The sequence below is a fragment of the Agrobacterium tumefaciens genome, assembly GCF_009649785.1.
Taxonomy (GTDB): Bacteria; Pseudomonadota; Alphaproteobacteria; order Rhizobiales; family Rhizobiaceae; genus Agrobacterium; species Agrobacterium tumefaciens.
The window spans coordinates 1-13,034 of sequence record NZ_WJOK01000007.1 but is presented as its reverse complement, the minus strand read 5'-3'; the positions used below and the strand labels follow the sequence as shown (position 1 = coordinate 13,034).

The 13,034-nt window shown below is 57.9% G+C and carries 10 protein-coding genes; 5 read left to right on the top strand and 5 right to left on the bottom strand.

Annotation, left to right across the window (positions count from 1 at the left end; translation table 11 throughout):
• The first annotated feature begins 14 nt into the window (after nt 1-14).
• On the top strand, nt 15-800 hold the full coding sequence (locus GH784_RS09080) for a L,D-transpeptidase (RefSeq protein WP_035251547.1): 786 nt from the start codon (nt 15-17) through the stop codon (nt 798-800).
• Nucleotides 801-910: 110 nt separating this feature from the next.
• Here GH784_RS09080 and GH784_RS09075 read toward each other — a convergent pair whose 3' ends face one another.
• Both GH784_RS09075 and GH784_RS09070 read right to left on the bottom strand, forming a co-directional pair.
• Entirely contained in the window at nt 911-2,731 is a 1,821-nt protein-coding gene (locus GH784_RS09075; RefSeq protein ID WP_065704073.1) for a methyl-accepting chemotaxis protein, read from the bottom strand.
• A gap of 145 nt (nt 2,732-2,876) precedes the next feature.
• Nucleotides 2,877-4,211, bottom strand: coding sequence for an omega-aminotransferase AptA (locus tag GH784_RS09070; protein WP_003510911.1), 1,335 nt, complete (start codon nt 4,209-4,211; stop codon nt 2,877-2,879).
• Between the two features lie 146 nt (nt 4,212-4,357).
• Between GH784_RS09070 and GH784_RS09065 the strand changes: the two genes are divergently transcribed.
• The 4 genes from GH784_RS09065 to GH784_RS09045 all read left to right on the top strand — a co-directional run bounded on the left by GH784_RS09065 (nt 4,358) and on the right by GH784_RS09045 (nt 8,961).
• Nucleotides 4,358-4,906 carry a cupin domain-containing protein gene (locus tag GH784_RS09065; RefSeq protein ID WP_003510910.1) on the top strand — a complete coding sequence of 183 codons (549 nt, stop codon included), beginning with the start codon at nt 4,358-4,360 and terminating at the stop codon, nt 4,904-4,906.
• Nucleotides 4,907-5,522: 616 nt separating this feature from the next.
• On the top strand, nt 5,523-6,203 hold the full coding sequence (locus GH784_RS09055; protein WP_003510909.1) for a sugar transferase: 681 nt from the start codon (nt 5,523-5,525) through the stop codon (nt 6,201-6,203).
• A gap of 195 nt (nt 6,204-6,398) precedes the next feature.
• Nucleotides 6,399-7,685 carry a polysaccharide biosynthesis/export family protein gene (locus GH784_RS09050; protein ID WP_013761580.1) on the top strand — a complete coding sequence of 429 codons (1,287 nt, stop codon included), beginning with the start codon at nt 6,399-6,401 and terminating at the stop codon, nt 7,683-7,685.
• Nucleotides 7,686-7,692: 7 nt separating this feature from the next.
• Entirely contained in the window at nt 7,693-8,961 is a 1,269-nt protein-coding gene (locus GH784_RS09045) for an O-antigen ligase family protein (protein WP_003510903.1), read from the top strand.
• 19 nt (nt 8,962-8,980) lie between these two features.
• On the opposite strand, the gene GH784_RS09040 is transcribed toward GH784_RS09045, so the two are convergent.
• The 3 genes from GH784_RS09040 to GH784_RS09030 all read right to left on the bottom strand — a co-directional run.
• The gene (locus tag GH784_RS09040) at nt 8,981-9,475 is read right to left on the bottom strand and encodes a hypothetical protein (RefSeq protein WP_013761578.1); all 495 of its coding nucleotides are present in this window, start codon (nt 9,473-9,475) and stop codon (nt 8,981-8,983) included.
• Between the two features lie 137 nt (nt 9,476-9,612).
• Nucleotides 9,613-10,977 carry an HlyD family type I secretion periplasmic adaptor subunit gene (locus tag GH784_RS09035; protein ID WP_153793389.1) on the bottom strand — a complete coding sequence of 455 codons (1,365 nt, stop codon included), beginning with the start codon at nt 10,975-10,977 and terminating at the stop codon, nt 9,613-9,615.
• Nucleotides 10,978-10,985: 8 nt separating this feature from the next.
• Nucleotides 10,986-13,034: type I secretion system permease/ATPase (locus GH784_RS09030; protein ID WP_153793388.1), on the bottom strand; the 2,049-nt coding region annotated here is incomplete at its 5' end.

The window sequence follows — 13,034 nt, the reverse complement described above, 5'->3', positions numbered from 1 at the left end:
ATGAGGTTTTTCAATTGAACGACACGACAACGACCCGGCGAGGTTTCCTGCTTGGAGCGGGCGGATTGGCGCTGGCCGGCCTTGCAGGCTGCAACACCACCGCGCGTGAGGCCACACGGCCAACAGCCCCGGCCGACGACCCGATGTATGCCTTGATGTACGGTCCGAAGCCCGACGAGCAGTTTCCGTTGCCGGAAATTCCCTACAAGCGGATCCCGCGCCAGTTCCTGCGTCAAATGGTGGAAAATCCCACCGGTGAGCGTCCCGGCATCATTGTGGTCGATACCGCCAACCATTTCCTTTATCTCACCTACGAGAACAACCAGGCCATGCGTTATGGCGTCGGTCTCGGCCGCGCGGGCTTCGAATGGGCCGGACGCGGCGTTATCCAGTACAAGCGTCAATGGCCGCGCTGGACGCCGCCCGACGAGATGATTGCCCGCCAGCCTGAGCTGGAACCCTATAGCGGCCGCAATGGCGGCATGGAGCCGGGCCTCAAGAACCCGCTCGGTGCGCGTGCACTTTATATCTTCAAGGACGGCAAGGACACGATCTACCGTCTGCACGGCTCGCCGGAATGGTGGACGATCGGCAAGTCGGTTTCCTCCGGCTGCGTGCGTCTGCTGAACCAGGATATTGTCGACCTCTATAACCGTGTGCCTGATGGTACGCCGATTGTGGTGACGGCGCTCGGGCCCGCACAGCAGGGTGTTCCTATCGGGCAGGCAGGCGTGCCCGTGGCGCAGTATGGCGGCGGCGTGGTCGGCGACGGCCTGTCGCAACCAATGCAGACCTATTGATAGACGAAATTTCCAGCCGCCTGAGAGGGCGGCTGGAAATGGCTAATGAATGAAGGCGCAATCACAGCGCTTCGATACTGCGGCTGCCGGCTCGATCTGCGGCAGCGACCTCAGGCAACGCGACGGGTAACGTCGCTGCTACCGGCACTTTCCATTTCCAGACGGAACCGCGATACAAGCGAGCGCAGCTTTGCCGTTTCGGCGGCGAGCATTGCAGAAGCCGCAGTGGATTGTTCCACCATGGCAGCATTTTGCTGGGTGGCGTGATCCATGGAGTTTACCGCCGCGTTGATTTCGGCAAGACCGGTCGATTGTTCGGTCGCCGATGTGGCGATGGCGTTCATATGGCGATCGATGCCCGCGATACGCTCGCCGATCTCCTTCAGCGCCGTGCCGGTGTCGAGAACCAGTTTCACGCCGCTTTCCACTTCCGTCGAGGATTGCCGGATATGATCGCGGATTTCGCTTGCGGCCTTTGCTGCGCGCTGGGCGAGATCGCGCACTTCCTGCGCCACTACCGCAAATCCCTTGCCGGCTTCACCGGCGCGCGCGGCTTCCACGCCTGCATTCAACGCCAGAAGATTTGTCTGGAAGGCGATCTCGTCTATGGCGCCGACGATGCCGGTGATCTGCCGGGACGAGGTTTCGATGCGGCGCATCGCCTCTTCCGCATGGCTGACAACTTCCACAGATTTCAGTGCGCTGTGGTTGGCATCGGTGGCGGCGAGCCGCGCTTCGGCGGCACGCTTGTTGGCGTTTGAAACATTGACCGTGATTTCATCGAGAGCTGCTGCTGTCTGTTCCAGAGACGCTGCCTGATTTTCCGTGCGGCGGGAAAGATCGCCGGCACCTGCGGCGATTTCCCGGCTGCTGCCGTCAATGGTGCTGATGCCATCGGAAATGGCGAACAGCGTTTCGCCGAGTTGACGCACTGAGCTGTTGAAATCGTGACGCAAGGCCTCGAATTGAGGGGCAAAGGCCTGATCGAGCTGAAAGGCCAGATCGCCCGATGCCAGCCGCTTCAGTCCTGTCGCAAGACCGGAAGTGGCGATGCGCAGCCGCTCTGACGCATCGTCCTCCGCTTGCTGTCGCGCCGCCGCCTGATCGGCTTCTGCCTGCAGTCTGGCTGCTGCGGCCTGTTCTTCGAGCGCCCGATTGGCAATCGCCGCCTGCCGGAATATTTCGACCGCGCCGGACATGGAGCCGATCTCATCCTTCCGGTCCATGCCGGAAGGAGGTTGTGACGTGTCGCCGCTGGCAAGGATTTCCATCGTCTTCGACAGGCGCAGGATTGGACCCGTTACCGTTTTGCGGGTGAGGATAAAGAGGCCTACGCAGAAGAGTGTCGCCAGAACCAGCAGCCCTTCTAATACGAGCTCGATTACCGCCTTCGTCTCCTGGCTTTCCGCGACAGTTGCTTCGGAAAGCGCGTCGATCTGTTCGCTCGCCGTTTCCATCGCGGTTTCGAGAGTGGTGAACTGGCGCATGAAGTCCGGAATCATTTTTGTCGCCGCGCCCGGATCGGCGTTGACGAGGCCAACCACCGTTTTGGCGCTTTCAAGATAGGACTGAAGCGGTTTTTCAACGCTCTCAATAACGGCTTTGGCGTTCGTACCTTCGGTAAGCGCCTTGTTTAGCTTCAATGCTTCAAGGAAAGTGGCTTCATGTTCGGCAAGGTCGGCCTTTACCGCGTCGAACGACAGGCCCATCGTATCATTCGTGGAAAGAATGGCTGCCAGCACGTCTGAGCGCAGCGCATCGTGCATCATGTCGGCACGCATATGATTGTGAAGTATCTCGGCGGACCGCGATACATCCGTACTATTGCGATTGAGCGTATTCGTCGCCCAGATACCGACCCCCGCCGCGCTTCCGGTGATGGAAAAGATTGCAATGCTTGCAAATATAATTTTTTTCTGAATCGACGCCATGAGGCCATTCCCGCTCGGTTGGTTATACTACGGGAAATTAATAGAATATGCTTAAGAAATGATCTATTTTTGTTGCGGTCTTGATAAATGCAAAAAAAGGCTGCAATAGAAATTGCAGCCTTTTATTTATTAGAGATTTATACTTTTAATCCGCTCTTTTCAGCGCGTCGCCCAAGATCGAGACGATATCGTCGAAATGGGATTTTTCGGCGATAAGCGGCGGCGAAAGGGCAATGATATCGCCCGTGACGCGAATGAGCAGACCGCGCTCGAAGCAATCCACGAAAACGTCATAGGCGCGTGCGCCGATAGCTCCATCACGCGATTGCAGCTCGATGCCGGCGATGAAGCCGATGGTGCGGATGTCGATGACATTGGGCAGGCCCTTCAGCGAATGGATGGCGTCGTGCCAGACATCCTGCATTTCTGCCGCGCGGGTAAAGAGCCCTTCGTCGCGGTAGATGTTGAGCGTGGCGATGCCGGCGGCGCAGGCAACCGGATGTCCGGAATAGGTATAGCCGTGGAACAGCTCTATCTGGTTGTCAGGCCCATGCATCAACGCATCGTGCACCTTGCGGCTGGTAAAAACCGCACCCATCGGGATTGCGCCGTTGGTCAGCCCCTTGGCGGTGGTAACGATGTCAGGCGTCACGCCGAAGTAGTTGCTGGCAAAGGACGAGCCCATACGGCCGAAACCGGTGATAACCTCATCGAAGATCAACAGAATGCCGTGCTTGTCGCAGATGGCCCGCAGGCGCTCCAGATAACCCTTCGGCGGCACCAGCACGCCGGTGGAGCCGGCAACCGGTTCAACGATACAGGCCGCGATTGTTTCGGCCCCATGCAGAGCAACCAGCCGTTCCAGATCGTCTGCCAGTTCGGCACCATGCTCGGGCTGGCCCTTTACGAAGCTGTTTTTCGCCAAATCGTGGGTATGACGCAGGTGGTCGGCCGGGATTTGCGGAAAAACACGGCGGTTGTTGACAAGGCCGCCAACGGAGATGCCGCCGAAACCGACGCCGTGATAACCGCGCTCACGGCCGATCAGACGGCTGCGGGTGCCCTGACCGATGGCGCGCTGATAGGCGATCGCAATCTTCAGCGCCGTATCGACTGATTCAGAACCCGAGCCGGTGTAGAACACGCGGTCGAGCTTCGCGCCTTCCGGGCCAGGCGCGATTTCCGCCAGCCGCTCGGCGAATTCGAAGGCGACGGGATGGCCCATCTGAAACGAGGGCGCATAATCCATGGTCGAAAGCTGGTGTTTGACGGCGGATGCAATCTGGTGGCGGCCATGGCCGACATTGACGCACCACAGGCCAGCTGTACCGTCGAGAACCTGACGACCGTCATTGCTGGTGTAATACATGCCCTCCGCGCTCGTCAGCAGGCGGGGATTGGCCTTGAACTGCCGGTTGGCGGTAAATGGCATCCAGTAGCTGTCGAGTGAGGTGGAGTTGGATCGGTTGGGGTTGTCCATAACGGTTCTCCTGTTCGGTGCCGGTGATTGAAAGCTATTTTCCGGGCTGAACAAGCCCTTTTCTCGCTGTGGCCAAGCCATTGAAAATGTTATAGGCGGGAAAGGTAGTTTTCGATATTTCGAACAACGGCAACGGGGGATCACGCATGTCGGTGGATATAGGCGGGCGTTTGCGCCATTTGCGGCTGCGTCACAATATTTCCCAGCGTGAACTGGCAAGACGTGCTGGCGTTACCAATTCGACGATTTCCTTGATCGAATCCAACACCTCCAACCCGTCCGTCGGCGCGCTGAAGCGCATTCTCGACGGTATACCGATCGGCCTTGCCGAATTTTTCGCCTACGAGCCGGAGACCAGCCGCAAGGCATTTTACCGCGCGGATGAACTTGTCGAAATCGGCAAAGGACCGATATCCTTCCGGCAGGTGGGCGAAAATGTTTTCGGCCGCAGCCTGCAAATCTTGAAGGAATGTTACCAGCCGGGTGCCGATACCGGCAAGGTGCCACTGGTCCACGATGGAGAAGAGGGTGGTATCATCCTCTCCGGGCGTCTGGAGGTGACGGTCGACGAGGAGCGGCGGGTTCTCGGTCCGGGGGATGCCTATTATTTCGAAAGCCGCAGGCCGCACCGCTTCCGTTGCGTTGGTCCAGTGCCGTGCGAGGTCATCAGCGCCTGCACACCACCCACCTTCTGATTCTATGGCTTTCGCGTAAAGTCACGCCGGAATGGTGGTCGGACCGTTGCAGCCGGAGATAATATGGTCCAGCCGGAGAGATTTTCTACGAGCCGACCGAACTTTGATACGGGTTCCTGCCATTATTTTGCCGCTTTTGCGCCGCTTTTGCAATTTTTCCATCGCTTTTTCTTGGCGAAGTTGGCGTGCCGGCAAAAAAATCCCGGTTAATATGTCAAATTTTATATGCATTGCCACAATCTTGCTGCGCTGCAAAAAAATTTAATATTCTTCCTGACGCATGGCTGTTCTTGGCGTTCCTGTCTCACCTGATTAAGTCACAAGAAACATATAAGAAAAGACTATCTGTTGTCGAAAACGCAATACATGCGGGAGCGGCACCCATGCTCTCAACACATGGCCGCCGGCACATTTGTTGCTTTTTTATGCAACCGTTAATATTGCCCTGACGTTGATCGGCCGCTCTCGCAAGAAATCGCATAGACGGTCAGGGGCAATGTGCCTTACAAAAAATCCATTAGCATCAAATTCAGAACACAGACTTGTTATCTCTTTTAGACGGAAAGACACGCCTCCGGGCACCGACCAATCGCAAAACATAAATGGAGTTCTCTCTATGAAGTCCGCGACCCAATCGGCTGAACAGACACTCAGCAGTTCCGAAGACTTCGATGTCAGTTTCCCTATCGGGGGCATCGCAAAACGCAGCTTCGATATGACATCGGCCCTGCTTGCGCTGCTCATCTTCAGCCCGATTTTTCTGTTGATCGCCGCACTGGTGAAATTGTCCGATCCCGGCCCGATCTTTTATGGGCACCGGCGTGTGGGACATAATGGCCGCTATTTCCATTGCCTGAAATTCAGGACGATGGCGATGAACGGTGATGAAATGTTGCGGCAATATCTTGCCGCCAATCCGGAGGCTGCCGAGGAATGGCGTGCGACCCGCAAACTCAAGAATGATCCGCGCGTAACCGCAGTTGGTGCCGTGCTGCGAAAGCTCAGCCTTGATGAGCTGCCGCAGCTTCTCAACATCATCCGCGGCGAAATGAGCGTCGTTGGCCCGCGCCCCGTCGTCGACGAGGAGCTGAGCTACTACGAAAGCGATGCCGCCTATTACCTCAGCACCCGTCCGGGCCTGACCGGCCTTTGGCAGATCAGCGGCCGCAATGACGTAAGCTACAAGACCCGCGTGGCTTTCGACACGCAATATGTGCAGAACTGGTCGATGCGACAGGACGTCTTCATCATCGTCAAGACCATTCCCGCCGTGTGCCTTTCACGCGGAAGCTACTGAAAACCGATATTGAGTTTGGCTTTATCGATCTTTGTTTTGCCACGCACCCTGACCGGGATCCCAAGTCCGGTCTTTGGGTGCGTCATTGGTGCAAATCATAATGGCCGCTTTTTTGCGGCGCTGTGCAGCCGGCACCGTCCGGCTGCTCTATCGCCTGATCGCCCGCGCGGCGATCCGCAAACAGGGAGTTTCCCGATGAACGGTCCTATTGCCGTCGCTAGCCGTCCGCTTGCAAAAAGAACCGCCGGACGCACTTTCTCCGCCCTTCTGCTTGTCGCATCCGTCGCATTTGGAGCGCCGCTTTCCGCAATGGCTGCGGAAGGCGCTCAATACAAGCTTGGCACCGCCGACAAGCTGCGCATCCGCGTTGCCGAATGGCAGCCGGCCGATGGCAGCATCCGCAACTGGGATGTCATCAACGGCGATTATTCCGTCGGCCCATCCGGCGCGCTGTCGCTGCCCTTCATCGGCCAGCTGGATGTGGCGGGGAAGACGTCCGCAGAGGTCGGTGAGGCGATTGGAGCCCAGCTTCAGAGCAAGTTCGCCCTTCGCAACCTGCCGTCGGCTTCTGTCGAAATTGCCCAGTTCCGGCCGATCTTCCTCAGCGGAGATGTACAGACGCCAGGCGAATATCCCTATGCTGCCAATCTCACGGTGTTGAAGGCCGTAAGCCTTGCCGGCGGGTTGCGGCGCTCCGATGCCGGGCAGCGTTTTGCCCGCGACTTCATAAATGCCCGCGGCGACGCAGCCGTTTACGACAACCAGCGCGCAAGGCTGCTTGCCCGTCAGGCGCGGTTGATCGCCGAGGTCAAGGGTGACACGGTCATCGCCAAGACGCCGGAGATGGAAAAGATTGCCGAGATCGACGCGCTTCTCGCCAGCGAAAGTGCGCTGATGAAATCGCGCACCGAGCGTTACACTTTGCAGCTCAAGGCACTGACGGATCTGCATGCGCTTCTGGAAAGCGAAGTCGAATCGCTGAAAAAGAAATCGGAAACGCAAAACCGTCAGCTCGAGCTTGCCAATGAGGACCGAGACCGCGTCAACCGGCTGAACGAGCAGGGCCTTGCACTATCGCAACGGCGTATTTCCGCGGAAGAACGTGCAGCGGAGGTGGAAGCCGCACTGCTTGATATCGACACGCAGTCATTGCGTGCCAAGCAGGATATCAACAAGGCGACCCAGGATGAAATCAACCTGCGCAATGACTGGGTGGCACAGCGCTCCAAGGAATTGCAGGACACGGAAGCGGAACTCGACAAGCTCAATCTGCAACTGGGTACAAGCCGGGAATTGATGTCGGAGGCGCTCGCACAATCGGCTGAGGCGATCCGTTTCGATCCGTCGGGAAAATCCGCGACAATCAGCTACGTCGTGGTGCGTGAGGAAAACGGCAAGCCGAAGGAAGTGAAGGTGGATGAAAACGCCATGCTTCAGCCAGGCGACGTCATCAAGGTCTCGTCCGAAATCCTGATGCAGTGAGGTTTTCATGCGGATCGCCAAATCGGCACTGATCGATCCCGAACGCAATGAGGTCTACGGAATGGCGGCGATTGCGCTGTCATTCTTCGTTTTCGCCTATTCGTCGCGTTTCGGGCAAATCTCGATTCTGGCCTATTATGGCATGTGGCTGCCCCTTGTAGTGGTCAATTACCGGCGCGTGCTGGGTAACTATCCGCGCTATCTGTGGATATTCGCCTTCGGCATCCTGACCGTGCTGTCGAGCTTCTGGTCGGAGGCAGCATCGGTCACAATGCGCGCTTCCATCCAGTATATGACGCATATCGTCTGTGCACTTATCGCCATGCGGGTGGTGTCCATCCGCACGCTGACGCGTGGGGCGTTGATCGGCATCACCGTCATTCTGCTCTATTCGCTGCTGTTCGGTGTCCACCTTTTCGATGCGCTTGATGGAACCTACAGTTTTGTCGGGGCTTTCTCATCGAAGAACCAGCTTGGCTTTTACGCCTCGCTCGGCGTCATTTTCGCTGTCTCATCCGTGCTGATCCTCAAGCAAAGGGGTATCTGGCTGCCGATCGCGGGCATCACCGGGCTCCTATCGGCCTATAGCCTAATTGCTTCGCAATCGGCCACATCCACCATTACCACGGCGGCGGTGGTCGCCCTCATCATCGGTTTCATCCCGATTGGCATGCTTTCACCCGCCAACCGCAAGATGACCTTTTTCGCACTCGGCGGTATTGGCATATTGCTGGTGGTCGCGTCCCTGCAGTTCGGCTTGCTTGATGCCATTCTCGGCCTTTTCGGCAAGGATTCGACACTGACAGGACGCACCTATCTCTGGCAGCAGGGCATCGAAGCGGCAAAGCAGACACCGATCCTCGGCGTTGGTTACCAGGGGTTCTGGGTGGTGGGTTTTGCCGATGCCGAGCGCCTGTGGAACGACTTCTTCATTACCGGACGCAGCGGCTTCCATTTTCACAACACCTATATCGAGACGGTGGTGGAGAATGGCATCGTCGGCATGGTTCTGCTCGGCATGGTGCTTTACGGAACGCTGCTCGGCCATCTGCGCTCGGTCCTGATGCGCCAGCGCGATCCGCAGGGCGTCATTCTCTTTGCCATCTGCGCGCTGTTCGTCGTCCGCTCCTTCGTGGAGATCGATATCATCTTCCCATTCCAGATCGGTTCGTTCCTGCTGTATTTCGCCGCCGGAAAACTGTGCCTGCCGGCGAAAGCCACGCAGAATAGCGAAACTCATCCCGCGATTGGCGTGCGGTTACAGACGCGAGCCTGAGCATTCGCTCTGCCCGATCCTAGAGGTAATCCGATGAGACGTGCGGGCTGGCGTGGATGAAACTCCACATGTCCTTGCTGACAGAGACGATGTCGGCGATGGATTTCTCGAGGTGTTCGATTTCTTTCTCGTCCATGCGTTCTACCTTGCCGTAACGGACCTGGGTTTCGTCCTCCACCAGTCGCATGAGCTGGGTGCTGGCAATTTCGCCCTTTTCGTCGAAGGAGTAGATGCAATGATTGTATTTGTTGCGCGTTTTCGATTCTTTCTTGAGCCGCGCCATGATGGATAGAATGGTCTTGCGATCCGGCGCCGGCGTTGAGGGAAGTTTTGCCAGACGCTCGATGAGATCCATGCGCGCGCGCGTGGTGTTGAGCGTCAGAAACACGACGATGGCCGCTTCCTTCTCCACTTTCAGGAGATGGACGATCAGATAGATCATCAGGCTTTCGGTGTTGGTCCACACGTAATTCAGCCTGCCGACCATCAGCAATATATCCGACATTGCCGCCATGCTGTTCTCCCGCCCCACCAGACATATACTGGCATTCTATGCCGATCTGGACGGGATTGACAGTGTAGGTCCTTCTGCGTTCCGCATTTTCCCGACGCAAAACCGCCGTCCAACCTTCCTGGAAAAGCGGTATTTCTTCATCTTTCCTTGAATGCTCGGGACATGCTCTCGGAGATAGGCTTGGTCAGATATTCGAAGAAGGTTCGCTCCGAAGTCTGGATCAGGACATCCGCCGGCATGCCGGGAACGGGATGGAAATTATGGACCTTCGCGATCTCCTCGTCTGAAACCTGCACGCGCACGATATAGACGTCCTTAACCTGCAGGCCTGCATTTTCCTCGATGCTATCGGCGGAGACGTAAAAGACCTTACCGTTCAGAACAGGCGTGGTGCGGCGGTTCAGTGCCGAAAGGCGGATCGCTGCCGTCTGGCCTTCACGCAACTGGTCGATGGAGGTTCTCAGAACCTGCGCCTCAAGGATCAGGGGAACGTGGGCGGGCAGGATTTCCATGATTGGCTTGCCGGTGGTGATGACGCCGCCTGCCGTGTGGTAATAGGCGCGCACCACGGTACCGTTGACGGGGGAGCGGATGACGGTGCGTTCCAGCACTTCGGCGGCACCGCGCACTTGCTCGCGCACGCTGTCCAGATCGGCTTCTGCGGTTTCGAGCGCGTCGAGAGCAGCCTGCTTGTTGGCGTTGATGGCAATGACCGCTTCCTGCTTGAACTTGGCGATTTCAGCCTCGCTCTGGTTCATCTCGCCGGTCAGTCGGGCGATATCGCCCATGGCATCGGCAATGGCGCGCTCCAGCGCCAGCATGTCGGTCTTGCGGATGACACCGTCCTTGGCAAGCCTTTCCTTGGAATCACGCTCCTGGGTCAGAAGTGCCAGTTGACGGTCGAAGGACTGCTTCTGCCCCTCATAGCCTGCATAACGAAACTCCAGCGACTTGATGTTCTTTTCGATGAGATTCAGTTGCTCGTCGAGCTTCACGATCTTGCTGTGGAACACGATGTTCTGGCTCTGGATGATGGATTTGATATCAGGATCGCTGGCTTCCTTCATGACGATGTCAGGCACCTTGAAGCTTTTTTGGCCCTGCGCCTCGGCGCGCAGGCGCGTGACGATGGTTTCGAGGCGAAGGCGTCTCAGCTGGAACATGCGCTCGTTGGCGAGCGCCGTCGTCTTGTCGAGCGTCAGAAGCACGTCGCCTTCCTTGACGGTGTCGCCTTCGCTGACCATCATTTCCTTGATGATGCCGCCCTCCAGATGCTGCACGACCTTGTTGTTGCCTGTGGCGACAAAGCTGCCCTGGGCAATGATGGCGGCGGAGAGCGGTGCGGTGCCGGCCCAGTACCCGAAGCCGCCGAAGGAGGCGAGCAGCACGGCAAGACCGATTGAACTGTGGAGGCGAATGGAACGTGGCACTTCGCTGTACCACTCAAGCTGGCCCTGGGGTTTTACCTCTGCGACGGCGACGGCGGTTTTTTTCTTGAACATGACGATCCTCAACCCTCGATCTGCGGAGACTGGCTACTTTGCCGGCCATTGCCGGAAATAGCCTTCAGTACGTCCATCCGTTCGCCGAACATGGCGACCGATCCGTCCTTCAGCACCATTATCTTGTCGACGCACTGAAGAAGTGCGGGTCGCTGGGTGATGGTGACGGTGGTGATGCCCTGTTTCTTGGCGTGCAGAATGGCTTTTGCCAACGCCTGTTCGCCCTGCGTATCAAGGTTGGAGTTTGGTTCGTCCAGAACCACGAATTTGGGATCACCGAAGAAGGCGCGGGCAAGCGCGATGCGCTGCTTCTGGCCGCCCGAAAGCGGTGCGCCATCGGCGGCAACCACGGTTTCGTAACCCTGCGGGAAACCGGCGATCAGCTCGTGTACGTCAGCGAGCACAGCCGCCTCGTAGATCTGCCGGTCTTCAACATCGTCACGCATGCGACAGATATTGGCCTTGATGGTGCCGGGAAACAGCTGCACGTCCTGGGGCAGATAACCGATGCTTTCACCGAATTGCCGCTGGTCCCAGTTGCGCAGGTCCATGAGGTCAAGGCGGACATTGCCGGAAGTGGGAAGGATGGAGCCGACCAGCATCTTGCCAAGCGTCGTCTTGCCGGAACCGGAATTGCCGATGATGGCGAGGGATTCACCTTTCTTCAGCGAAAAGGAAATGCCGTTCAAGATCACCTTCTTCTGCGGCGGCGGCACGAAAAGGATACGTTCCACATCCAGACGCCCTTCCGGATTGGGCAGGCGCAGACGCGGGAAATTGAGCGGTGAGGTGATGAGAAGCTGCTTGATACGGCTATAGGAGGCTGCAGATTTGTTGAACTGATGCCAACCCTCGATCGCCCCTTCGATGGGCGCCAGCGCGCGGCCGGAAATGATGGATGCTGCGATCACCATGCCGCCGGTCAGTTCGCCTGCGAGAGACAGATGCGCGCCCCAACCCAGCAGTGCGACCTGCGTGATCATGCGGGCTGCTTTGGAAACACCTGAGAACATGATGTTGCGATCCTGCGCCGCCACATGCGACTTCAGTGATCCGGCTGTTTCACGACCCCACATCTTCACGGCCTCTGGGATCATCGCCATGGCATTGATGATCTGCGAGTTGCGCGACATGGAATCGAGATGGAAATTGGCGCGGCTCAGATAACCGGAGGCTTCCGCGAACTGTCTGGCGGTGAAGCGCTGGTTCAGCCAGGCTATGATGAACAGCACCGCGCAGCAGACCATGATGATGATGCCGAGATGCGGATGTACAAGATAAACCACCACGATGAAGAGGGGCATCAACGGCGCATCGAGAAAGGCGATCAGGGTGCCGGAGGTAATGAAGGAACGCAGCTGCTGCAGGTCCTGCAGAATCTGGTAGTCCTTGCCGCTGCCATGCAGGGAGGCACGGGCCGCTGCCGACAGGATCGGCGCTCCAAGCTGCACTTCAAGCTCGACAGCGGTGCGCATCAGGATGAAGCGCCGGATGGCGTCCATGAAGGCTTGCAACAGAACCGCGCCGAGAACGGCGACCGTCAGCATGACGAGTGTATCCATGGAGCGGCTTGTCAGGACCCGGTCCGAGATTTGAAACAGATAGAGCGGGATGGCAAGCAGCAGAACGTTGATGGCGATGGTGAACAGCATCACGATCGCCATGTTGCGCCGTATCGCGGCGATGCCCTTGGCGAGGCTGGCGGCGAAATTGACGGGTTCACTGCGCTTGTGGAAGCCGCTCTGGCTTCCGCCGCCTCCTCCGCCACCACCGCCATTCTCCGTCGGCTCCTTGCCGTTGCCGCCGCCGCCCGTCACCGGACGGCGCTCGTTTTCACGTATAGGCCCGTCATTATTGTCGATGGTCTTGACGAAGGGCAGGTCGGGTGAGCTTTTCAGCTCGGTATTGTCCACCTTTGCTTCCGGCTCCGGCGGTGAGGCGGGGCGCCGGTCTTGCTGCGGCGGCACTGGCCTTTCCTGCGGAACGTCACGCATTTGCGGTTGTTCGGCGTATGGGGAATGTTGCGGAAGGGGCCGGGGCGGTGTGATCTCAGGGGA

Coding starts and splice junctions, on each gene's coding strand:
- GH784_RS09075 (WP_065704073.1), bottom strand. CDS start 2,731: ATGGCGTCGATTCAGAAAAAAATTATATTTGCAAGCATTGCAATCTTT.
- GH784_RS09070 (WP_003510911.1), bottom strand. CDS start 4,211: ATGGACAACCCCAACCGATCCAACTCCACCTCACTCGACAGCTACTGG.
- GH784_RS09065 (WP_003510910.1), top strand. CDS start 4,358: ATGTCGGTGGATATAGGCGGGCGTTTGCGCCATTTGCGGCTGCGTCAC.
- GH784_RS09055 (WP_003510909.1), top strand. CDS start 5,523: ATGAAGTCCGCGACCCAATCGGCTGAACAGACACTCAGCAGTTCCGAA.
- GH784_RS09050 (WP_013761580.1), top strand. CDS start 6,399: ATGAACGGTCCTATTGCCGTCGCTAGCCGTCCGCTTGCAAAAAGAACC.
- GH784_RS09045 (WP_003510903.1), top strand. CDS start 7,693: ATGCGGATCGCCAAATCGGCACTGATCGATCCCGAACGCAATGAGGTC.
- GH784_RS09040 (WP_013761578.1), bottom strand. CDS start 9,475: ATGGCGGCAATGTCGGATATATTGCTGATGGTCGGCAGGCTGAATTAC.
- GH784_RS09035 (WP_153793389.1), bottom strand. CDS start 10,977: ATGTTCAAGAAAAAAACCGCCGTCGCCGTCGCAGAGGTAAAACCCCAG.